Annotated in this window: 21 protein-coding genes, 6 pseudogenes and 1 riboswitch; of the genes and pseudogenes, 11 read left to right on the forward strand and 16 right to left on the reverse strand. The window is 66.4% G+C overall.

Going from position 1 to position 19,519, the window contains the following annotated elements; all coding sequences use genetic code 11:
- Nucleotides 1-468 precede the first annotated feature (468 nt).
- Nucleotides 469-732, forward strand: a complete 264-nt coding sequence (infA, locus tag G3N64_RS05700; protein ID WP_011355053.1) for a translation initiation factor IF-1 — start codon at nucleotides 469-471, stop codon at nucleotides 730-732.
- 176 nt (nucleotides 733-908) lie between these two features.
- Here infA and G3N64_RS05705 read toward each other — a convergent pair whose 3' ends face one another.
- The 4 genes and pseudogenes from G3N64_RS05705 to G3N64_RS05720 form a co-directional block, all read right to left on the reverse strand.
- The gene (locus G3N64_RS05705) at nucleotides 909-1,706 is read right to left on the reverse strand and encodes an alpha/beta hydrolase (protein ID WP_205782754.1); all 798 of its coding nucleotides are present in this window, start codon (nucleotides 1,704-1,706) and stop codon (nucleotides 909-911) included.
- A 114-nt stretch (nucleotides 1,707-1,820) separates the two neighbouring features.
- Nucleotides 1,821-2,546: pseudogene (locus tag G3N64_RS05710) on the reverse strand (SDR family oxidoreductase); the annotation flags it as partial.
- Nucleotides 2,546-2,932: pseudogene (locus G3N64_RS40375) on the reverse strand (2-oxopent-4-enoate hydratase); the annotation flags it as partial. The pseudogenes G3N64_RS40375 and G3N64_RS05710, both read right to left, overlap by 1 nt.
- A gap of 110 nt (nucleotides 2,933-3,042) precedes the next feature.
- Nucleotides 3,043-3,198, reverse strand: a pseudogene (locus G3N64_RS05720) (DUF1329 domain-containing protein); the annotation flags it as partial.
- A gap of 3 nt (nucleotides 3,199-3,201) precedes the next feature.
- Here G3N64_RS05720 and G3N64_RS05725 point away from each other — a divergent pair.
- The 7 genes and pseudogenes from G3N64_RS05725 to G3N64_RS05755 all read left to right on the forward strand — a co-directional run.
- Nucleotides 3,202-3,342 (forward strand): annotated as a pseudogene (locus tag G3N64_RS05725) (electron transfer flavoprotein subunit alpha/FixB family protein); the annotation flags it as partial.
- A gap of 3 nt (nucleotides 3,343-3,345) precedes the next feature.
- Nucleotides 3,346-3,848 (forward strand): annotated as a pseudogene (locus G3N64_RS05730) (phenylacetic acid degradation protein PaaY); the annotation flags it as partial.
- A 110-nt stretch (nucleotides 3,849-3,958) separates the two neighbouring features.
- The gene (locus tag G3N64_RS05735) at nucleotides 3,959-4,207 is read left to right on the forward strand and encodes a hypothetical protein (protein ID WP_205782757.1); all 249 of its coding nucleotides are present in this window, start codon (nucleotides 3,959-3,961) and stop codon (nucleotides 4,205-4,207) included.
- A gap of 254 nt (nucleotides 4,208-4,461) precedes the next feature.
- Entirely contained in the window at nucleotides 4,462-4,761 is a 300-nt protein-coding gene (locus G3N64_RS05740) for a hypothetical protein (protein WP_043186617.1), read from the forward strand.
- Nucleotides 4,762-4,951: 190 nt separating this feature from the next.
- Nucleotides 4,952-5,596: a DUF1326 domain-containing protein gene (locus tag G3N64_RS05745; protein WP_205782758.1), complete on the forward strand. Its 645-nt coding sequence runs from the start codon at nucleotides 4,952-4,954 to the stop codon at nucleotides 5,594-5,596.
- Entirely contained in the window at nucleotides 5,593-6,384 is a 792-nt protein-coding gene (locus G3N64_RS05750) for a DUF2182 domain-containing protein (RefSeq protein ID WP_205782759.1), read from the forward strand. Before G3N64_RS05745 ends, G3N64_RS05750 begins: the two co-directional genes overlap by 4 nt.
- A 313-nt stretch (nucleotides 6,385-6,697) precedes the next feature.
- On the forward strand, nucleotides 6,698-8,029 hold the full coding sequence (locus G3N64_RS05755) for a collagen-like triple helix repeat-containing protein (RefSeq protein ID WP_205782760.1): 1,332 nt from the start codon (nucleotides 6,698-6,700) through the stop codon (nucleotides 8,027-8,029).
- Between the two features lie 122 nt (nucleotides 8,030-8,151).
- Here the strand turns inward: G3N64_RS05755 and G3N64_RS05760 are convergent, their stop codons facing one another.
- Entirely contained in the window at nucleotides 8,152-8,613 is a 462-nt protein-coding gene (locus G3N64_RS05760; protein WP_205782761.1) for an Lrp/AsnC family transcriptional regulator, read from the reverse strand.
- 116 nt (nucleotides 8,614-8,729) lie between these two features.
- On the opposite strand from G3N64_RS05760, the gene G3N64_RS05765 reads away from it, so the two are divergent.
- A complete protein-coding gene (locus G3N64_RS05765) occupies nucleotides 8,730-9,362 on the forward strand; it encodes a LysE family transporter (protein ID WP_205782762.1) in 633 nt (210 codons plus the stop codon).
- On the opposite strand, the gene G3N64_RS05770 is transcribed toward G3N64_RS05765, so the two are convergent.
- The 7 genes from G3N64_RS05770 to G3N64_RS05800 all read right to left on the reverse strand — a co-directional run bounded on the left by G3N64_RS05770 (nucleotide 9,359) and on the right by G3N64_RS05800 (nucleotide 15,475).
- The gene (locus tag G3N64_RS05770; protein WP_205782763.1) at nucleotides 9,359-9,775 is read right to left on the reverse strand and encodes a DUF6331 family protein; all 417 of its coding nucleotides are present in this window, start codon (nucleotides 9,773-9,775) and stop codon (nucleotides 9,359-9,361) included. The two genes, G3N64_RS05765 and G3N64_RS05770, sit on opposite strands and share 4 nt — an antisense overlap.
- 19 nt (nucleotides 9,776-9,794) lie before the next feature.
- A complete protein-coding gene (locus G3N64_RS05775) occupies nucleotides 9,795-10,790 on the reverse strand; it encodes an alpha/beta hydrolase (RefSeq protein WP_205782764.1) in 996 nt (331 codons plus the stop codon).
- Nucleotides 10,791-10,819: 29 nt separating this feature from the next.
- Nucleotides 10,820-11,392, reverse strand: a complete 573-nt coding sequence (locus G3N64_RS05780; protein WP_205782765.1) for a TetR-like C-terminal domain-containing protein — start codon at nucleotides 11,390-11,392, stop codon at nucleotides 10,820-10,822.
- Between the two features lie 104 nt (nucleotides 11,393-11,496).
- Nucleotides 11,497-12,342 carry a GNAT family N-acetyltransferase gene (locus G3N64_RS05785; protein WP_205782766.1) on the reverse strand — a complete coding sequence of 282 codons (846 nt, stop codon included), beginning with the start codon at nucleotides 12,340-12,342 and terminating at the stop codon, nucleotides 11,497-11,499.
- Nucleotides 12,343-12,504: 162 nt separating this feature from the next.
- Entirely contained in the window at nucleotides 12,505-13,074 is a 570-nt protein-coding gene (locus G3N64_RS05790; RefSeq protein ID WP_205782767.1) for a YdeI/OmpD-associated family protein, read from the reverse strand.
- Nucleotides 13,075-13,295: 221 nt separating this feature from the next.
- The gene (locus G3N64_RS05795; RefSeq protein WP_205782768.1) at nucleotides 13,296-15,224 is read right to left on the reverse strand and encodes a TonB-dependent receptor; all 1,929 of its coding nucleotides are present in this window, start codon (nucleotides 15,222-15,224) and stop codon (nucleotides 13,296-13,298) included.
- 83 nt (nucleotides 15,225-15,307) lie between these two features.
- Complete coding sequence (locus G3N64_RS05800; protein WP_205782769.1) at nucleotides 15,308-15,475, reverse strand: hypothetical protein; 168 nt, start codon at nucleotides 15,473-15,475, stop codon at nucleotides 15,308-15,310.
- 90 nt (nucleotides 15,476-15,565) lie between these two features.
- Nucleotides 15,566-15,759, reverse strand: a riboswitch (cobalamin riboswitch).
- A 128-nt stretch (nucleotides 15,760-15,887) separates the two neighbouring features.
- Here G3N64_RS05800 and G3N64_RS39630 point away from each other — a divergent pair.
- Nucleotides 15,888-16,286 (forward strand): hypothetical protein, encoded by a 399-nt coding sequence (locus G3N64_RS39630; protein WP_241020795.1) that lies wholly within the window; start codon nucleotides 15,888-15,890, stop codon nucleotides 16,284-16,286.
- Here the strand turns inward: G3N64_RS39630 and G3N64_RS05810 are convergent.
- The 4 genes from G3N64_RS05810 to G3N64_RS05825 form a co-directional block, all read right to left on the reverse strand.
- Nucleotides 16,217-16,465: a hypothetical protein gene (locus tag G3N64_RS05810; protein WP_205782770.1), complete on the reverse strand. Its 249-nt coding sequence runs from the start codon at nucleotides 16,463-16,465 to the stop codon at nucleotides 16,217-16,219. The genes G3N64_RS39630 and G3N64_RS05810 overlap by 70 nt on opposite strands.
- A gap of 117 nt (nucleotides 16,466-16,582) precedes the next feature.
- Nucleotides 16,583-17,557 (reverse strand): threo-3-hydroxy-L-aspartate ammonia-lyase, encoded by a 975-nt coding sequence (locus tag G3N64_RS05815; RefSeq protein ID WP_175032404.1) that lies wholly within the window; start codon nucleotides 17,555-17,557, stop codon nucleotides 16,583-16,585.
- A 61-nt stretch (nucleotides 17,558-17,618) separates the two neighbouring features.
- On the reverse strand, nucleotides 17,619-18,257 hold the full coding sequence (locus G3N64_RS05820; protein WP_205782771.1) for a helix-turn-helix transcriptional regulator: 639 nt from the start codon (nucleotides 18,255-18,257) through the stop codon (nucleotides 17,619-17,621).
- A 62-nt stretch (nucleotides 18,258-18,319) separates the two neighbouring features.
- Nucleotides 18,320-18,823 carry a YbaK/prolyl-tRNA synthetase associated domain-containing protein gene (locus G3N64_RS05825; protein ID WP_205782772.1) on the reverse strand — a complete coding sequence of 168 codons (504 nt, stop codon included), beginning with the start codon at nucleotides 18,821-18,823 and terminating at the stop codon, nucleotides 18,320-18,322.
- 127 nt (nucleotides 18,824-18,950) lie between these two features.
- On the opposite strand from G3N64_RS05825, the pseudogene G3N64_RS05830 reads away from it, so the two are divergent.
- A pseudogene (locus G3N64_RS05830) lies at nucleotides 18,951-19,499 on the forward strand (SDR family oxidoreductase); the annotation flags it as partial.
- Nucleotides 19,500-19,519: the final 20 nt, after the last annotated feature.

Below are 19,519 nucleotides of genomic sequence, written 5' to 3' on the forward strand. Positions count from 1 at the left end.
CGCATCGGCGGTGGCCACCAAACGGTGGCTGCTGCCGGACGGATTTGCGCGCAGGCGCCGCTTCGGCGGCAGCCGGCGCGTTTCCGATGCGCACGACCGATGCATCGCGACATTCTCGATGCATCGGTCGTGACGCCTCCCTCATCGCATGCGTGACCCGCGTGCGACGCAACGCCTTCGCTGAAGCGCCCGCCGCTTCGCGAGCGCATCACCGCTTCAACGCATCAACCCGAGCAGACCGCCGCCATGCCGTAGCAGGCGCGGTCCCGACTTGCGCGGCGCTCAATACGCCGCCGCCACCGACCGCCTGAACGCCGCAACGCGCCGGGCTCCGATCGCAAGACAGGCTCATGGCCCGTCTGAACGAACCGATCCCCGGCAGGCCTGCCGGCCGCCGTCCCGTCGCGGGACACGGCGCCGGACAGATCGCCGCGGCTGCGGTCAATTACCTTGTCTGGAGGAATTGGTTTGGCAAAAGAAGAACTGCTGGAACTCGACGGAATCGTCGACGAAGTGCTGCCGGACAGCAAATACCGTGTGACGCTGGAAAACGGCGTCGTGGTGGGCGCGTACGCGTCGGGCCGCATGCGCAAGAACCACATCCGCATTCTCGCGGGCGACCGCGTGACGCTGGAACTGTCGGTCTATGACCTCACCAAGGGCCGCATCAACTTCCGGCACAAGGACGCGAACTCCCCGCGTCCGCCGCGAACCGGCCAGCCGCGCCGTTAAGCGGCAAGGATCGGCGCGGGCACGCAGCACCGCCTCGCCGATCGAATCCCGTCCGGCCGACGAGGCCGGACGAACCGGGTGAACGACGCATCGCGTGCCGTTCGCCGGTCGCCGGCGGCGTCGTCATGCCACGGCGGCCCGCCCCGCCTTCACCGGCCGCTGCGCGTGCGCAACGCTCAAGCGGCCGCGTCCCGCAGGAAATCCTCGACGATCATCGCGAAATACGGCGGACATTCCTGCATCGGGTAATGCCCGCAATTCGGCATCGTCGCGAGCCGCGCATTCGGATGCCATGCCAGGAACGTCGCCTGCATCGCCGCTTCGTCGAGCCCCGGATCCTTGTCGCCGACGATCACCAGGAAGCGCGTGTCGAGCCCGCGGATGGCGTCGACGAAATCCGTTCCGGCCAGCATGTCGAGATACGCGAGCCGGCACGCCGGCGCCACGCGCTCGCGGTTCTGCCGCAGTTTCACGTCGGCCCAGCGAGCCGACAATCCCCCCGTCACGAATCGCACGAGCCGGCGAAACGCATCGTCATCGACGGCGGTGCTTGCGAAGAATGCGCGCGCGTCGTCGTTCAGGCGATTGCCGGCTGCCGACACCGGGCACACGGCGATCGCGCTCTTGATGCGCGACGGCGCATCGGCGGCGAGCCGTTGCGTTGCCATGCCGGTCATCGAATGGCCGATCACGTGAAAGCGCTGCCAGCCGAGACGATCCGCGAGCGCCAGGCAGTCGGCCGAGATCTCGTCGACGGTATACGTGCCGGTCAGATGGATGGATGCACCGTAGCCGCGCAGGTCGACGAACACGTACGTGAACGCCGCTTCGTCGAGATACGGCAGCAGCGCCGCGTAGTTCGTACGGTCGCCGAGCCAGTCGTGCAGGACCATCACGCATTCGGGGCCCGTGCCGTGCCGCAGGTAGCCGAGGCCGCTGTCCGGGCGCGAGGCGAGGGTGTCGATACGCTTCATTTCAAGGGGTTTCCTTTTGGTTGGGGGAACCAAAACGAAACGCCCTCCCGGCGGACCGGGAGGGCGTCTTGAAAGTGCGTCGATCGTATCGGGCCGATCGGCGAAAGTCAACGCTCAGAGCGCCATTCCGCCCGACACCTCGATGCGCTGCCCGTTGACCCAGCGATTGTCGTCCGACAGCAGCGACGCGATCATCGGCCCGATGTCGTCGGGTTCGCCCACGCGGCCGAGCGCCGTCCATTCCGCGACGCGCCGGTTGACCTCGGGGTTGTCGCGCACCATCCCGCCGCTGAAGTCGGTTGCCACTGCGCCCGGTGCGACAACGTTCACCGCGATGCGGCGCGGGCCGAGCTCCTTGGCCAGATAGCGCGTCAGCACCTCGACCGCACCCTTCATCGATCCGTACGCCGCGCTGCCGGGCACGGCGACGCGCGTGAGGCCCGACGATACGTTCACGATGCGGCCGCCGTCGCGGATCAGCGGCAGCAGTGTCTGCGTGAGGAAGAACACGCCCTTGAAGTGCACGCGATAAAGCGCGTCGAGATCGGCTTCGGTCGTCTCGGCGATCGGCGCGTGATGCGACGTGCCCGCATTGTTGACGAGGAAGTCGAACCGGTCGGTGCCCCAACTGGCCAGGGCTGCGCGGAGCTGCCCGGCGAAGCGGTCGAACGTCGTGCTGTCGCCCGTATCGAGCGGCAGCGCGATCGCCGCTTGCCCGGCTTCGGCAGCCAGCGCGACGACGCGATCGGCCTCGGCGCGGTTCGAGTGATACGTGAAGATCGAGCGCACGCCGCGCTGCGCGAGATGAAGCACGGCATTGCGGCCAAGCCCGCGGCTGCCGCGGCGATCACGTCGGTGCGGTCGATGCCTGGGCCGCGCAGGTCGCGCGCGAGGATGAACGCGATCTCGCCTTCGGCGCGCGGAGCGATCAGCGAATCGGCGGCGATCGCTTCGCCGGCTGCGTAGTGCATGCCGGACAGCAGCATGCCGAAATCGGGCTGGCGCACGTTCAGCTTGTCCTGCACGGCCTGGCTCGTCACGCCGATCTTCTTGTCGCCCACCGCTTCGCCGTGTTCGATGCGGCGTTCGATGAAGTGCTGATGGATGCGGTAGGCGTCGTCGAGCGACAGGCGGTGCGGGCGGCTCGACAGCGGTGCGACCGGCGCGCGTGCGTGCCATGCGGCGTACAGCTCGTCGCCGAGCGTCGTGTGCAGGCGGGAAGACATGAAAGGACCCTCGAATCTCGAATGGAACAGGCCGCCGGCGCGGGCGGCATCGTGCGCCGGAGCGGGGGCTCCGGCGCGTGGGTCGCGGGCGTACCGCGTCGACAGGTTGCTTAGTGACCCGAACTGCGGATCGCATCCGGAGAGAAGTACGCCTCGTTGAACTGCGGACTGTTGTCGAGCTTCGGCATCGGGCCTTCGTTCGTCAGGCGGTCGGCCATGTATGCGCCGGAGATCGGGTCGTGATAGAACACGACGCCCGGGTAGAACACCAGCACCTGGCCGGCATGAAGGATTCGAAGGTGATCGTTGCAATCAACAAGGATCCGGAAGCGCCGATCTTCGGCGTGGCCGACTATGGGCTCGTCGGCGTCCTGTTCACGCTCGTGCCGGAAACGGCCGCGGCGCTCTGACCGATGCCGCTGTTCGAATTCAACCGGGTGCGGCGCCGCGTAACGATCCGTCCGCGCATGTCGATCCGAGCGCGGTCGTGATCGGCGGCGTGACGATCGGCGCCCGCCGCTACATCGGCCCGCATGCGAGCCTGTGCGGCGACTTCGGCGCGATCGTCGTCGAAGACGGCAGCAACGTGCAGGACGGTTGCGTGCTGCACGTCGGGATCGGCGAGACGTGCCGGCTCGGCGTCAACCGCCGCATCGGCCACGGCGCGATCGTGCATGGCGCGACGCTCGAACCCGACACGATGATCGGGATGCGTGCGGTCGTGATGGACGGCGCGACGACGATCGTCGCCGCGTGCGCGTTCGTGAAGGCCGGCTACGACGTGCCGCGCGGCGTGCTGCTCGCGGGCATGCCGGGGCGCGTCGTGCGGCGGCCGAGCGACGCGGAGATCGACGCGAAGGCGAACGGCACGCGGATCGATCAGCAGCTGGCGGCGGATTGTTTGACGACGATCAGGCAGGTCGGCGGGGGAGCGGGCATCCGGGCGGGGCAGGATGCGACGGATTGCCGGGCAGGTTGCCGTTGCCGTAAGATCGGCACAGGCTTTTCCACCGGCATCCGCGTCACATGAAAAAGAACGTTCTTTTACGGCTCACGGTCATTGCGTCGGCTTTTGCCGTCTACAGCGTATACATGCACATCCAGCAGTTCATCAGTGGCTGCGTGTGGGTCAGGGGCCATCAGCGCTGCAGTTTCGAAAACAGCACGAATTTCGAGGGCTGGATGGATCTCGACCTGATGATCGCCTGCTGCTGGGTCGCCGCGGCGGTGGTGGGCTGGATTTCCGTCGCGCAGGCCGCGAAGAAGCCGGGTTGACGGTTGGACGGTCGAGCGAAAACGATCGCTGTCAATCCGTGACAACGATCATCTGAGATGCTTCGCCGGGATCCCGCACCGCACGGGCAACCGGCCAACCGGTTCGGGAACCGGTCGACCGTCGGAGCATGGGCGGCGCAGACACCGGTACGCGCGTCGCCATCGATCCTCTGCCAGCGGCTGCCGTTGTGCTTTTTTCCTCCGTGCCGGGATAATGATCCGGCGTCGCGCATGCTGCGCGAGGGGAGGCTCCCATGCAATTCCCGACGGGATCGGTGGTCGCGCTCAGTTCGGCCGCCGCGACGATGTTTTCGATGGGCATGCTGTTTCTCGGCTACTGGGGCTGGCACGAGCCGCTGCCGTGGCGGTTCGGCGACTACGTCGTGATCCTGCCGGCGCTGGCCGGGTTCGCGTGCCTCGTCAGTGTGCCGTTTCTCGCGACATCGCCGATGAAGACCCCCGACGACGAATCGCGGATGTTCGTCGCGCGGCGCGTGTTTCTGTGCGGCGCGAGTGCGTTGTGGTGCGCGATCGTCGCGTCGCTGGTCGTGTGAGATCCGTACAGGATTCGCATGAGCCGACGCCCGCCGGTGCAGTCTTGCGCGAGCGTGTCGAAACGTCTTCCACGAGTGTTTGACAGACGGTTTTCATGCGTCGATTCGGGCCGCCATGACGGCTTTGATTTCCCCTGTGCCGTGCACTAGATTCGAAACATTCATGTGTAACCGAGCGCGAGGTGGAGCCATGACGCCGTGGGAAATTCAGGGAACCGAATTGATGAATTGCAATTGTTCATACGGTTGTCCCTGCCAGTTCAATGCGCTGCCGACCAACGGCAATTGCGCGGCGATGGGGGCGATTTCGATCGACAGCGGCCACTACGGCGACGTGGTGCTCGACGGCGTCAGGATCGCGGTCGTGTTCGAGTGGCCGGGGGCGGTCCACGAGGGCCGGGGCCGGTGCCAGCCGATCGTCGACGAGCGCGCCAGCCCGGCACAGCGCGAGGCGGTGCTGAAGATCATGACTGGTCAGGATACCGATCCGTTTGCGACGATGTTCTCGGTATACGCTGCGACGCTCGAGCAGGCGTTCGATCCGATCTTCACGAAGATCGATTTCGACGTCGATGTCGATGCCAGGCGCGGCCGGATTCACGTCGACGGCGTGTTCGACGTCGCGGGCGATCCCATTCTCAATCCGGTGACGGGCGCCGAGCATCGTGCGCGGATCGACCTGCCGCACGGTTTCGAATACGAGCTGGCCGAAATCGGCTCGGGCACGTCGCGCTCGCAAGGCCACATTCCGCTGACCCTCGACGGCAGCTATGCGCAGTTCGCGCGGTTGCATCTGAACAACCACGGCGTGGTCAGGCATCGCGTCGCGGCATGACTCCCGTCGACCACTGGCTCGCACGCGAGCGCGTCATCACGCTGCTCGGCATCGCGTCGCTCGTCGGCCTGTGCTGGTTCTATCTTTGGACGGGCGCGGGAACCGGCATGTCGGCGCTGGAGATGACCACCGTTGCGCTCTTTCCGCATCGCCTGACGGACGCGATGGGCGGCATGGATCCGTCGCTGCCGACCGTGATCGTGATGTGGTGGGTGATGATGATCGCGATGATGACGCCCAGCGCGGCACCGCTCGTGATGCTGTACCGGCGTGTGCTGCGGCAGCGCGGCGTGGACGGGGCGGGTTCGGCGTTCACGTCGCTGTCGCTGCTGGCCGGCTATCTTGCCGCGTGGCTGGCCTTCTCGATCGGCGCGGCGTTGCTTCAGGCGATGCTTCAGCCGGCCGGGCTGATCTCCGCGATGATGCTGTGGTCGAAGAGCGCCGTCCTTTCCGCGATCGTGCTGGCGCTCGCCGGGCTCTATCAATTCTCGCCGCTGAAACGCGCGTGCCTTCGGCAATGCCGGGCGCCGGCCGGGTTCCTGGTTGCGCACTGGCGTCCGGGCGTCGCCGGCAGCTTCCTGCTCGGCGCGCGGCACGGCATGGTTTGCGTGGGCTGCTGCTGGTTGCTGATGGCGCTGCTGTTCGTCGGCGGCGTGATGAACGTCGTGTGGATCGCCGCGCTGTCGTTCTTCGTGTTTGCGGAGAAGATCCTGCCCGGCGGCGAACGTGTCGGACGTGTGCTGGGTGTCCTGCTGATTGCGTGGGCCGGTGTGACGTTGATCGTGTGACGGGCCGCAATGGTCAAGCCGGCGCGGACGCGCGGAATTGCTGTGTGCCGGGTAATGGCCGGTTGCGGCCGGTTGTGGTCCGTCTTTCGCCACGCGATGCTACGTAACGCAGGGCCCGTGTTACGCACGCGTTACCCGAAACGGAACGCTTGTTCGCAGCTGTGAAGGCGAGCCCGGACGCCATGCGTCGCACCCCGGACGGCCGTTGGGACGCGGCGGTCGGGCGTGGGTGGGAGGTCGTCGTTGATGCCGATCGCAATGGCACGATAGATGCTTGTCGGGATGATCGAGCTGAAAAGCGAACGGGGCTTCCATGCACAATCATTTCATCAAGACGAACGTTGCACTTGCCGCCATTGCCGCGGCCTGCGCACTGGCTGCGTGCGGCGGCAGCGATGTTACGGCGCCGAAGCCGAGCGGTAACAACATCGGGACGAGTACGAGTGGGACCAGCGGCACGAGTGGGTCCAGTGGCACAAGCGGAACCGGCGGTACGAGTGGAACCAGTGGCACGAGCGGAACCAGTGGCACGAGCGGAACCAGTGGCACGAGCGGAACCAGTGGCACGAGCGGAACCAGTGGTACGAGCGGTACCAGCGGTACGAGCGGAACCAGTGGCACGAGTGGAACCAGTGGCACGAGTGGAACCAGTGGCACGAGCGGATCCAGTGGCACGAGCGGATCCAGTGGCACGAGCGGATCCAGTGGCACAAGCGGATCCAGCGGCACAAGCGGATCCAGCGGCACAAGCGGAATCGGCGGCACAAGCGGAACCAGCGGCACCCCCGGCACGAACGGCATCATCAGCTCCGTCGGCGTGGTCGTCATGGACGCCGGCGCCACGATCAGCGGCATGAGCCCGCCAGGAGTGGGCAAGGGCGTGACCACCAGCCTGGGCAACACGGTCACCGGCGCGGGCACGATCATCCGCGACACGACGGACGCCGTGAGCAACGGCATCGGCCAGACCGGCTTTACGGCGAACCCCGTCGGCACGACGGTTGCCGGGCTTGGCGCGATCGTCGGCTCGACCAGCAACCCGGTCAGCGGCCTCAGCGACACTGTGAAGGCGCTCGGCGCCGGCCCGCTGTCGCCGTTGCAGCCGCTCACGACGCCGGTCGGCGGCTTGCTCGACACGGTGGCCGGCGGTATCAAGACGGGCGGCACCACGCTCGGCTCGGCGCTTTCGTCGGGCCCGGTCCAGCAGGCGACGCAGGCGATCAGCACGGCGATCACGCCGCTCGTCACGACCGTCGGCCAGGTCACGCAGCAGGTCGGCACGGCGACCGGCCTCGGGCAGCCGGTCGCAGGCCTGCTCGGGCAGATCGGCGGCGCGATCACGTCGGCGGGATGGAAGGTGACGTCCACGTCGCCCCAGCCGCTGGTCAGCGGCGTCGGCGAGGTCGTTCGCGCGGTTGGCAACACCGTGACCAATGCGGGCGGCCTCGTGAATCCGAGCGGGGCGAACGGCGCGGTGCCGGTCGCCGGCCTGGTGACGAGCGTGGTCGGCGGCATGCCGGCGATCGTCCACGACGGTTCCGCGACCGGCACGGGCGGCGGCTCGCCGCTGGGTGGTCTCTCCAATCCGCTCGCGCCCGTTACGGGGCTGGTGGGCGGCCTGCTTGGCGGCTTGGCCGGCAAATAGTCGATCGGTTCCGATCGTCACGGCGGTAACCGGCCAAACGAAAAATGGCCTCCGGTTACCGCCGATCGTGACTTCTCGATGGTCTCCTGCGGGAGGCGGATCGGACGAGGCCGCTCGCCGCGTCAATCGCGAACGACGTCGCGCTGCGACGGCGGCCGCGCCAGCCCGCGTGCGGGCAGCGGCGTCGACATCACGATCGACGTGCGTGTTTCGCCGTACAGGTTGATGCGTTCGATCAGCTGTTCGAGATGCGTCATGCCGATCGCGACGAGTCGCATGACATACGAGTCCGCACCCGTCACGTGATGGCATTCGACGACTTCGGGAATCGTCTCCAGCAACCGCAGGAATTTTGCTTTCGCCGGTTGCGGCACCGTGATGCCGATCAGCGCGCTGACCGGATAGCCGGCTGCGGCAGGATTGATCCGGGCCGTGTAGCCCTCGACGACGCCTGCTGCTTCAAGGCGCTTCACGCGCTCGGTCACCGCCGGCACCGACAGGTGCACCTGGCGCGCGAGCTCCGTGTAGCTGATGCGGCCGTCGGCCTGCAACTGCGCCAATATCTTCCAGTCCAGATCGTCCATTGCGGCGGGATTTTTTAAGGTGAAGTGGCCATTTTTCCTTAGAAACCGCATTCAGCGATGACCGGACTTTCCCTACGATGCCTGTTCAACACGTTACATGTCGCAAGGAGCAGGCGATGCTGTTCATCAAGTCCGTCGTGATGGGGCTGTCGATCGCGGTGCCGGTCGGGCCGATCGGCATGCTGTGCATCCAGCGCAGCCTGAGCCGCGGCTTTCAGGCGGGATTAGCGACAGGCGTCGGCGCCGCGTGCGCCGATGCGATCTACGGCCTGCTCGGTGCGGTCGGCATCGCGGGCATCGTCACGGCATTCCCGATGCTGACCGTCGCCCTGAAAATCGGCGGCGGCGCGTTCCTCGTGTGGCTGGCGTGGAGCATCGCGCGCCAGGCGCCGGCCGCGTCGACGGCACAGCGCGACCTGCCGCGCACGACCGTCCTGCGCGATTTCCTGACGACGTTCGGCCTGACGCTGTCGAACCCGATGACGATCCTGTCGTTCGTCGGGATTTTCGCAGCGCTCGGCCCGCTGTCGGGCGCGGGGGAAGGGGCGATGTGGCCGGCCGTGGTGCTGATGGTCGCCGGTGTGTTCATCGGCTCCGCGACGTGGTGGCTGTGCCTGAGCGGTACGACTGCCGCGCTGCGCACGAGGATGTCGTTCGCGTTCATGCACGGGCTGTCGCGCGTGTCGGCTGCGGTCGTCGCGGTATTCGGCGTGATTCAGGTGGTCGCGGGCGTGCGCGGTGTCATTTAGGTCGATGCATCGCGTGGCGACCGGATAGCGTCGATCGTCGTCCGGATATGCGCGAGCAACTCGAGCACGACCGCCTTCCGGAAATACTGGTTCATTCGCGTGCTGACGACGAGACCGGACGGCAACGCGTCGATCGAACGCTGAACCGACAGCAGATCGTCGGCGAGCCGCGCCAGCGCATCGCGATCCCGCGTGCTCACCGCAACCGCGATCTCGTCCGGCCAGAAGCCGAACGCGTCGATGCCGCAGCATGCGGCGACACAGTCCGTCTCCAGTGCATCGATCAACGGCATGACCTCTGCCAGATAGGGATCGATCGCAACCGCCTGCGCCTGGCCGCCCGACAGATCGCCGAATCCGATCCAGCGATCCGGGCCGATGCCGATGTCGTCCTTGTGTGGTTTGCGGTTCATCGGTTGACACTCGACGGATTCAATTCAATGCCGGCAAATGCGCACGCACGAAGCGCGCGATTTCCTGGTTCAACTCCCTGTCCTCGGGCGCGCCCATGAACCCGCCATGCGGCATCCCTTCGAATACGTGAAGTTCGGTCGGCACCTGTGCACGCCGCAAGGCGCGATGCAGGCGCACCGCGTTCGACAGGAACAGGTCGCGCGTGCCGCTCTGGATGAAGGTTGGCGGGAAACCGGAAGAGAAATCGCCGAACAGCGGCGACAGATACGGATGCGCGAGATCGGCGCCGTTCGCGTAGAGCAGGTTGTTCGGCATCAGCGACGCCGGCAACACGACATCGACGAGACGATGGGTTTCGAAGCTGTCGCCGGATTCGGTCAGGTCGACTTCCGGCGACAGCAGCACCAGCGCGGCTGGCAGCGGCAAGCCTTCATCGCGGGCGCGCAGCACCATCGCGGCGGCGAGGTTGCCGCCCGCCGAGCGCCCGCCGATGACGATGTTTTCCGGCGCGTAGCGCTCCAGCACGTACGCATACGCCGCGATGCAATCGTCGAGTGCGGCCGGATACGGGTGTTCGGGCGGCAGGCGATAGTCGACGCCGTAGCATCGAATGCCGAGCCGGTCGGCCTGCATCTGCGCGCCGGCACGGCACGCGGCGCCGCCGCCGAAAACCAGCGCGCCGCCATGCAGGTCGATGTATGCGCATTCATCGGAAGCCGCCGCTTCGGGCGTGGCGACATGCACGTCCGCAGCGCCGGCCCGGATCGTCTCCACGCTTGAACGCAGAGAGCCGCCGAGCTGCTCGACGGCTGCCGCGTAGTGCGCGTCGGCAGCTGCCTTTACGCGCATCCATGCGTCGAAATCGTCCGGGGCCGGCATCACGTGCAGCGCGTTCAGCGGCACGCCGTCGCTGCCGACCAGTCGTTGCAACGCGGTTCGCGCTGCTTCGCTGATCGAGGTGGGGAAGGGGACGACACGGCTCGGCAGGACGACGCCGTCGGGTTTGTCTTTCATCGATTCGGTTCCGTTGGACGTTGGGCGAGTCAGGCGGCGGAAGGCCAGTGGCGCAGCATCACGTCCAGCGCATCGAGACTGCGCGACCACGACGCGTCGGAAGCCGGTGCGCTGTGCGAGAACCCGCCCGCGCTTTCGAGCGTGACGTAGCCCATGAAAAAGCCGCCGAGCAGGCGGATCGCATGCACCTGTTCGGATTCCGGAATGTCGTAGCTGCGCAGCACGGCCGAGGTCATCCTGACGAGCCGGCCGCCCGCGCTTTCGGCGGCGCGCTCGGCGCTTACCGGGTGGCGCGCGGCCGCGAAACGGCCGGGGTGTTCGCGCGCGTAGTCGCGATAGACGTTGGCGAGTGCGGCCAGCGCGTCCTTGCCGGTGCGGCCGGCCAATGCGTCGGTCGAGCGGTCGGCGAGTTCCTTCAGCGCGAATAGCGCGATCCGGCTCTTGAGGTCCTCGAAACTCGGGATGTGCGAGTACAGGCTGGCCAGTTTGACGTCGAAGTGACGCGCAAGCGCCGCGCCGGTGAGGTGCTCGAAGCCGGTTTCATCGGCGAGATGTGCGCCGGCTTCGACGAGTTTGTCCAGGGTGATACCGGCGCGTGCCATGGTGAATGCTACGCTGATTAGTGAAAATGCTAATTATATTAGGTTTTATCGCGGGAGCAATTTTCCGTGCGTTCCGGTTGTTCCGATGCGTGATTGGGGGACGATCACCCCAGCTCGAACGACGTCACCCCGAACACACGATCGATCGCAATCGCCGAGGCAACTTTCGTGTACATCCGCGCGGTTTCGAAGACGCTCGTCATGCCGTGCCGTTCCGCCAGCGCGACGGCGGCAGGGTTCGTTTCCGGCACGTCGAGCACGATGATCTCGCCGGGCATGCGCGCGGCCAGCGCGCGAAACAGCCCGGTGGCAACGCCTGCGTCATCGGCGAAGAGCGGGCCGATCTTGCAGCCGGTCCCGCAGCGGCGCACGACACCGTAGCCGGCGACACGGCCGGCGTCGATCGTCGCGAGCGCAACGGCATCCGGCTGCGCGATCCACGCGGAGACGAAACGTTCGCGCGCCGCGGGAAAGCACGCGCGATCGTAGGCAAGCAATTGCTCGAACGGCACGTTGGCCGCTTCGACCACGTGCGCGCACCCTATGCCGTCCACGTGCCCCTCATAGCGGATATTGCGGTACGCGAGATCGAATCCGGACTTCCGGTAGTTCGCCTGCTGGGCCACGACACCGTCGAGCCCGATGTTGCGTTCTCCAAGATAACGCATGCCGTGCTGCCAGATTCGCATGCCGAAGCCGTGGCCGCGAAACCCGGGTTTCACGATGTAGAGGCCGATGAAGCCAAAGCGTTCGTCGTAGGCGACAGCGGCGAGGCACGCGACCGGCTCGGCGCGCCAGACGCCGACGAAGAACCCGGCCGGGTCCGCTTCCCTGAAACAGGCGGGATCGTGCAGGCCGGGATTCCAGCCTTCCGCAGCCGCCCATTCGACCGACATGGCCACCTCGTCGGCCGACATGGTGCGTACGATGAAGTCTCCGCCTTGATCCATGGTTCACCTCAGTCGCTGCGCTCAGGATTGCGCGTTACGTTACTTGCCTCGTATCGGCGAGCAAGAGTCCTTCGGGTATGGGCCACATATGACGGCCGCCGAGCCGAAGCGGCGATGACAGGTCATATGCCCCGTTTGGCTGAATGTCAGTCAGCGAACAATCTATGGATGGATGGTTTCGCCGCGATTCAGCATGTCGATGAATTCCCCGATCTTGCGCGCCCGTGTTTCCGGCTTTTTCGCATTCTGTACCCGAAACAGGATGGCATAACGGTTACGGCTGTTCAGTGTTGCGAAAAACTTCCTGGCTTCCGGATTGGCGTCCAAAGCCGCCTGCAGGTCGTCCGGCACGGTCGAGTTGCTGGCCGACGTATAGGCCGCCTTCCAGCGGCCGTCCTTTCGGGCCTTCTCGATTTCGCACAAACCGGGCGGGCGCATTCTGCCTGCGGCGATCAGCGCTTCAGCCCTGTCTTTGTTGAGTTTGGACCAGATGCTTTTTGCGGAGCGCGGGGTGAAGCGCTGTAACCAGTATTGCTCGCTTTCAGCCCGCTTTTGACCATCGATCCAGCCGTAGCAGAGGGCGCTTTCCAACGCCTGTTCGTAGGTGACGGTTCGCTTCCGGGTGCCTTTTTTCGCCAGGCGCAGCCATGCTTCGGTCGAAGTGCTGCCGTTTTGCCCTAACCAGCTTTCCCATTCGATCTGACTGGCAAATGTTAGAACGCATTCGGTCATGTCACTGTCCTGACTGGTGGCGTCAATGTGCGGGGACGCCGTCGGCAGTCTAACAGTGTCGATACGGACAGCAACATCCATGATGCGACCGAAGGCCGGCCGTTCAGTAGTTCCTTGCCCATCGACAGGTTTGGGGCGGAATCCCCCGTTTCAAAAGACCGGTGGCAGCTTTCCAACGGAAGGCCTCGCCGCACTCCGCGCCAAGGCCTCCCGATCGGCCATCAGAACGTATAACTCACCTTCCCGAACGCCGTCCGCCCAAGCGTGTTGTATCCATACGCGGTCATATATTGACGATCGAACAGATTCGACACCGTAGCCGATACCGTCAGGTGCGAATTGATCCGGTACGACGCGCGCAGGCCCACCGTCAGATACGAAGGCAGATAGGTCGAATTCGCCGGATCGTCGAACGTCGTGCCGCCGTAGAGCAGCGACGCCCCCGTGCTCAACGCATGCAGGTGCAGTTCATCCCACGTGTGATCGATGTTGAGGCTGACCGTCTGGCGCGGCCGGCGGTTGAGCCATGAGTCGTTGGTCTCGTCCTGCGGATTCAGGATCCCGACCGCGAGGCTCACCGGCGTCGAGCGGCCGATCGTTCCCTTGTACGACAGGTCGATGCCGCGAATATGCGCGCGGCCGATGTTCATCGGCGAGAACGTCGCCGGGTTGTACGCGATCAGGTTGGTGACCCGCGTGTCGTAGATCGCGGCCGTGAACGTGCCGTACGACGTGTTCGCATCGACCGCCGCCTCGACCGACGTGTTGCGTTCCGGGTTGAGGTTCGGATTGCCGTAGCCGGGGTAGTACAGGTCGTTGAACGACGGCAGCTTGAATGCATTGCCGTACGACACGCGCGCCGTATACACCGGCGTGATCGCCCAGGACAGCGCCGCGTTGCCTGTATTCACCGACTGCCCGGCGATGATTTCATGACGCCCCGCGAGGAACATGGTCACGCTGCCGAGCGTCGCCGACTGATGCAGCGAGAACGCGGAGTCGTTGCGCGTCGGCACACCGCCCGGAATGTCGACCGGCAGGAATGCCTGCTCACGCGTGAAATCGTATGCGAGCTTGGTCTCGCCCGACAGCGGCAGCCCGAACAGATGGAACCCGCGCTCCTGATGCGTCAGCGACGTCGACGTGCTGATGCGCTGCGAATCGATCCGGTCGGTCGGGATGGCCGGATCGCTCGCATAGAGAAACTGGCGATCGTTCGAATAACCGAAGGACTGGTCGAACTGCGTGTCCGGCGTGATGTCGAGGTGGAACGCGATACCGGTCGTCAACTGATGATCGAGCTGGCGGTTCGCATAGCCACTGTTGTCGTAGGACAGATCGGACCGGTGATACAGCGCGAACGTCGAGACCGACCAGTTGTCGCGTGCGTAGCCGAGGCGCGCATCGAGATCCTGCGCGTGATACGGGTTGCGGCCGGCCTCGTGGTACGGCAACACGGGCTGCGTCGAATCGATGCCGGCCGTATTGTAGGCATGCAGACCGAGCGAGTAGGTGAGCCCGCCGAGCGCGGCGAGCGGCCCGGTCGACGGCACCGTGCCCGACGTGCGGAGCTGCGTGTCGAACGTCTTGTTCGACCCGCCGCCGAACGACACGGTGGTCTGGTTCGGCTGGTTGGCCGAGCGGCGCGTGAAGAGCTGCACGACGCCGCCCATCGCATTGGCGCCGAACGACGCGGCAGCCGGCCCCGAAATCACTTCCACCCGTTCGAATGCTTCGGTCGGCAGGTCGGCCCACGGCGCGATGCCGGTGGTCGGCGAGCCGATCCGGATGCCGTCGATGAACACGGCGACCTGGCTTGCCGACGAGCCACGGATGCTGACCGACGCGGACGAACCGGGACCACCGTTCTGCGAGACGGTCACGCCGGGCAGCGTCGCGAGCGCCTGCGTGATGCTCGGGTCGCTCGGCGACAGCCGGTCGAGATCGGTGCGCGTGAGCACCTGGGTCGTCGCATAGCGCTGGTCGAACGACTCGGGCAACCGCCGCGTGTCGGTCACGTTGATCGTCGGCAGGTCGGCGCCTTCGGCGGCCGGGGCCGGTTGCGAGGCCATTGTGTCGCCGACGGCGTGGGCGAGGGGGGACAGGAGCGCGGTCGCGGCGGACGTGGCAAGGAGGTGTCGAATCTTCATGAGGCTGTCGTTGTCGTCGGGCTGCGCATGCGGCGATCGGGAGCGGGCGGCGGGCAGCACCGGTCTTGTTATCGGTAATCGGGCTATCGTGCGACCAGGCCGAGCGGGCCGTTGTCGCGAGCGTCGGGGCGGCGCATGCCGGCGGACGCGATCGATAGGGAACGGCACGTGCGCGCGGGCGGGCCGTGCATGCCGGCGGCGTGCCGGCGCGACGCTTCCGGTGCGAAGGCGGATGCGGTAACAGTGGACATCGGGCGGATCCTGAGGTCGGGCCGTCCATGCAACGGGCGACCGCCAACGGCGGTGCCTGGCGCGCCGGGACACCCCGCCCGGTGCGGCTGCTTGGACCTCGGGTCGATGGCAGGTCTCCTGGCTCGCGGGTCGTCATTCGTGCCGGCCTTCCCGGTTTCCCAGTGGCATGCAGTGGCACGGATTCGCCGCTCACAGTTGCGGGGGCAGCCGCAGATTCGAGGCGCGGCCTCTCCTGCGTTCCCTTTTGATCCCATTCCTGGGAACCATCAGCGCGCAAGGGTAATGGCGTGCGCTCCGGTGCGTCAATTGTCCGGTCGCACGGGGATGCGAAAAAACGTCATTGCCGGGGCGGGTCTTTCGAAATCCTTCCTATTGTGCGTTGGTGCTGCGTTTCATGTCTGACGAAACCGGGTGGCTCGCACTCGTGCGATCGCGCCTGAACCGGCTCGGCGCGACACGGGCATCTTCAACGACCCGTTCGGTGCGGCGCACGACCGGCCCGAGGTGCACGGCTTCGTCGACACGATGCGCTCGATGCTGAACGCGCACGGGCTCACGCCCGACGCGTTCGCCGAGCGGGTGTTCGACGGCATCCGTGCAGGGCGCTACTGGCTGATGCCGCAACCGGAGACGATCGACGGCGCGCTGCCGCGGCGTACCGACGACATCCTCGCTTCACGCGATCCGTCGCTGCCGTCGTTCTGTGGGCCGGGCGCGGCAGCCGCGCCCGGCGCGCGCCGTCACATGTGCGTGCCGGCGTGCGTGCGGCCGCTCGGGTCGCCGCCGCGATCGGGTGGCGTATTGTTCTGATCGATCTTTGCGAGCATGAAGCCGGCGTGCGGCAACGCGCCGGGCGAGCGATGCGTCGCTTGCGCGACGGCGTCGTGCGGCGACGCGGCCGGAAAACCGGATGACGTCACGCCCGGTTGAGCGAACGCCGAAAGGGAAGCAGCCGCCAGGGCGGCGGCGACGATCGCGTGCGTTTTCATGGTGGCTCCTTCACGACTGACTGCGGGACAACGTAATCAGTCTAGGGCGCGAAACTTAACGCGATGCGAAGGAGCGGTGCGGCGCGGATGACGGAAAATTCATGCACGCCGCGACCTTCATGCCGGCGCCGATACCAGCGCGCAGAAGTTCTCGAGATCGACGTTGCCGCCGCTGATCACCACGCCCACGCGCTTGCCCTGCAGCGCGTCCTTCATCCGCCGCACGGCGGCGAACGACAGGCAACCGGTCGGCTCGACCACAATCTTCATACGCGTGGCGAAGAAACGCATGCAGTCGACCAGTTCCGCGTCCGTCGCGGTCAGGATGTCGTCGACGTCGCGGCGGATGATCGGGAACGTCAGGTTGCCGAGGTGCTGCGTCTGCGCTCCGTCGGCGATCGTGCGCGGCGTGTCGATATGCACGATCGCGCCGGAACGGAACGATTGCTGGCCGTCGTTGCCGGCTTCCGGCTCGACGCCGTACAGCGTCGCGTGCGGCGACAGCGCGCGTGTGGCGAGTGCGGTGCCCGACAGCAGCCCGCCGCCGCCGAGCGGCGCGAATACCGCGTCGAGCGGGCCGACTTCGTCGAACAGTTCCTTGGCCGCCGTGCCCTGGCCGGCGATCACGTCCGGGTGGTCGTAGGGCGGGATCAGCGTGAGCCCGTGCTGCGCCGCGAGATCGCGCCCGATCTGTTCGCGATCCTCGGTGTAGCGGTCGTAGGTCACCACCTTGCCGCCGTAGCCGCGCGTCGCGGCCATCTTCGCGGCCGGCGCATCCTGCGGCATCACGATCGTCGCGGGAATGCCGAGCATGCGCGCCGACAGCGCGATCGCCTGCGCATGGTTGCCGGACGAGAACGCGACGACGCCGTTGCGGCGCTGCTCCGCGTCGAAGCGCGACAGCGCGTTGAACGCACCGCGGAACTTGAATGCGCCCATCCGCTGCAGGTTCTCGCACTTGAAGAACACCTGTGCGCCGAGCGCTTCGTCGATCGTCCGCGACGTCATCACCGGTGTGCGGTGCGCGTGGCCTTCGAGCCGGGCCGCGGCGGCGGCAACGTCGTCGTATGTGGGGAGAGTCGGAGCGTTCATGGGTTGCCCAGTGGTCGTGAAAATCGGTCAGCAGGAACGCAGCGCGGGAATCGCGCTTGCGTCATTTCGCGTCGTTGTAGACGGTTGCGCGCGAGACGCCGAGATGCTGCGACACGATCTCCATCGCGCGTCGCACCTCGAGGAAGCCGTCGGCCTTCAGCGTCTGCATCAGCTCGCGGCGCTGGTCGGTCTTCAGTTCGCGCGGTGTGGTCGCGAGGCGCATCGCGAACGCGTCGATGCGTTGCCGGATCGCGTCCGCGCCGGCCGGGTCGAGCGTTTCGGCGACGGCTTCGCCGTCCGTGGTGCAGAACTGGTTCAGCATGCCCTGGAAGCCGCGGAACAGCGTGACGTCGGCATTCAGGCACAGCGCGGCCACATAGCGGCCGGTCGAATCCTTGATGCCGATCGACGTGCTTTTCGCGGTGCGGCCGTCGGCGAAGCGGTTCGGGTAGTTCGCGAGCACTTGCGGGAAATCGTCGTCCGCGATGCGGGCGAGGCCGAGCTCGGTTGCGGGATCGCCGACTGCACGCCCGGACAGGTTGTTGTGGATCGCGAGGATCGCGTGCTTCGGCGTGCGCAGGTCGTGGACCACGACCTCGGTGAACGGCGCGAACATCGCGCCGAGTCCTTCGGCAATGCGCTGCACCTGTTCGATCAGCGATGCCTGCTCGGACAGCGCCTTTTTCCGGGTGGTGGTCATGATGGGTTCGCGTGCAGGTTCCGGATCGATGCGACGAGTTCGGGAAAGGGCCAACCGGCGCGTTACTCGCCGTCCGCGGCTTCCGGCCGCGTGATGTCGGCGAGCAGCGGCTGCGCGATCCGCACATAGTCGGCTGCGTCGAGCACGACGGAGCGGTCGAGGCGCCCCGCGTTGAAGGCGATCTCGGTGTTGCGTTCGACCAGCGCCGGATCGACGACGAGCGTCACGCTGGCGTCGAACACGAACGGCGGCACGGCGCCCATCACGCAGCGCGTGACGGTGGCGGCGAGGTCGGGCGAGGCGAGTGTTGCCTTGCGGCGGCCGACCGCATCGGCGACCTTGCGGAAATCGATCTTCAGGTGGCCGGGAATCACCGCGAGCGCGGTGGCGTCGCCGCCATCCTTGAACGTGCAGAGCATCGCCTTCGCGCCCTGTTCGGGGCGTGTGCCGCGCAGCGCGGCGATCGCGTCGGATTTGCCTTCGGCCGGATGCGCCAGCACGCGGAACCGCGCGCCGGACGTGTTCAGCAGATCGCACAGCGTGTCGAAAACGGGGTAGTCGCTCATGTCGCTCCGGGCAGATGGGGCCGGGGAATCGAGGCGCGCTCGGAGGCGAATGCTTCAGCGTGCCGGTCGATGGATTGTCCAATTATAGATGTTTTGTCATGGGGTGGGAAAGGAGCGGAAAGCGGCGCAGTTCGGCCGTATCGACGTGCTGGTCGACAACGCGGCCGTGCTGACGTTCGGCGGCATCACCGAGCTGTCGAAACGCGATTTCGAACGCGCGGTGTCGATCAACCTCGTCGGCACGTTTGTCGGAATCCGGACGATCGCGCCGCGCATGTTCGCGCAGAAGCGCGGGTCGATCGTCAACATCTCGTCGGTGGACGGGCTGCGTGGCGTGAACGCGCTGGCCGCATACGTGTCGAGCAAGTGGGGCGTGCGCGGGCTGACGAAGGTCGCGGCACTCGAACTCGGCCGTCAGGGTGTGCGCGTGAATTCGATCCGTCCGGGCGGCGTGAACACCGCGATGCCGAACCCGACCGGCGCGCTGCTCGAGGAAATCAACCAGCACGATGCGAACGTGCCGCTGCAACGCGTTGGCCTGCCCGACGAAATCGCACGCGCGACGCTGTTCCTCGCGAGCGACGAAGCGTCGTATTGCAACGGCGCCGATCTAGCCGTCGACGGCGGGATGGCAGTGGGCGCGTATTACCCCGGATTGCCGGGCGCGCCGTTTTGAGCAGGGTTGGTTGCCGCACG

Origin of the sequence: Burkholderia sp. Ac-20344 (assembly GCF_017104975.1) — a bacterium.
Classification (GTDB): domain Bacteria; phylum Pseudomonadota; class Gammaproteobacteria; order Burkholderiales; family Burkholderiaceae; genus Burkholderia.

Coding starts and splice junctions, on each gene's coding strand:
- G3N64_RS05770 (WP_205782763.1), bottom strand. CDS start 9,775: ATGAACCGCAAACCACACAAGGACGACATCGGCATCGGCCCGGATCGC.
- G3N64_RS05825 (WP_205782772.1), bottom strand. CDS start 18,823: ATGAGCGACTACCCCGTTTTCGACACGCTGTGCGATCTGCTGAACACG.
- G3N64_RS05735 (WP_205782757.1), top strand. CDS start 3,959: ATGAAAAAGAACGTTCTTTTACGGCTCACGGTCATTGCGTCGGCTTTT.
- G3N64_RS05745 (WP_205782758.1), top strand. CDS start 4,952: ATGACGCCGTGGGAAATTCAGGGAACCGAATTGATGAATTGCAATTGT.
- G3N64_RS05705 (WP_205782754.1), bottom strand. CDS start 1,706: ATGAAGCGTATCGACACCCTCGCCTCGCGCCCGGACAGCGGCCTCGGC.
- G3N64_RS05775 (WP_205782764.1), bottom strand. CDS start 10,790: ATGAAAGACAAACCCGACGGCGTCGTCCTGCCGAGCCGTGTCGTCCCC.
- G3N64_RS05795 (WP_205782768.1), bottom strand. CDS start 15,224: ATGAAGATTCGACACCTCCTTGCCACGTCCGCCGCGACCGCGCTCCTG.
- G3N64_RS05765 (WP_205782762.1), top strand. CDS start 8,730: ATGCTGTTCATCAAGTCCGTCGTGATGGGGCTGTCGATCGCGGTGCCG.
- G3N64_RS05750 (WP_205782759.1), top strand. CDS start 5,593: ATGACTCCCGTCGACCACTGGCTCGCACGCGAGCGCGTCATCACGCTG.
- G3N64_RS05815 (WP_175032404.1), bottom strand. CDS start 17,557: ATGAACGCTCCGACTCTCCCCACATACGACGACGTTGCCGCCGCCGCG.
- G3N64_RS05755 (WP_205782760.1), top strand. CDS start 6,698: ATGCACAATCATTTCATCAAGACGAACGTTGCACTTGCCGCCATTGCC.
- G3N64_RS05760 (WP_205782761.1), bottom strand. CDS start 8,613: ATGGACGATCTGGACTGGAAGATATTGGCGCAGTTGCAGGCCGACGGC.
- G3N64_RS05780 (WP_205782765.1), bottom strand. CDS start 11,392: ATGGCACGCGCCGGTATCACCCTGGACAAACTCGTCGAAGCCGGCGCA.
- G3N64_RS05740 (WP_043186617.1), top strand. CDS start 4,462: ATGCAATTCCCGACGGGATCGGTGGTCGCGCTCAGTTCGGCCGCCGCG.
- G3N64_RS05820 (WP_205782771.1), bottom strand. CDS start 18,257: ATGACCACCACCCGGAAAAAGGCGCTGTCCGAGCAGGCATCGCTGATC.
- G3N64_RS05790 (WP_205782767.1), bottom strand. CDS start 13,074: ATGACCGAATGCGTTCTAACATTTGCCAGTCAGATCGAATGGGAAAGC.
- G3N64_RS05785 (WP_205782766.1), bottom strand. CDS start 12,342: ATGGATCAAGGCGGAGACTTCATCGTACGCACCATGTCGGCCGACGAG.
- G3N64_RS05810 (WP_205782770.1), bottom strand. CDS start 16,465: ATGAAAACGCACGCGATCGTCGCCGCCGCCCTGGCGGCTGCTTCCCTT.
- G3N64_RS05800 (WP_205782769.1), bottom strand. CDS start 15,475: ATGTCCACTGTTACCGCATCCGCCTTCGCACCGGAAGCGTCGCGCCGG.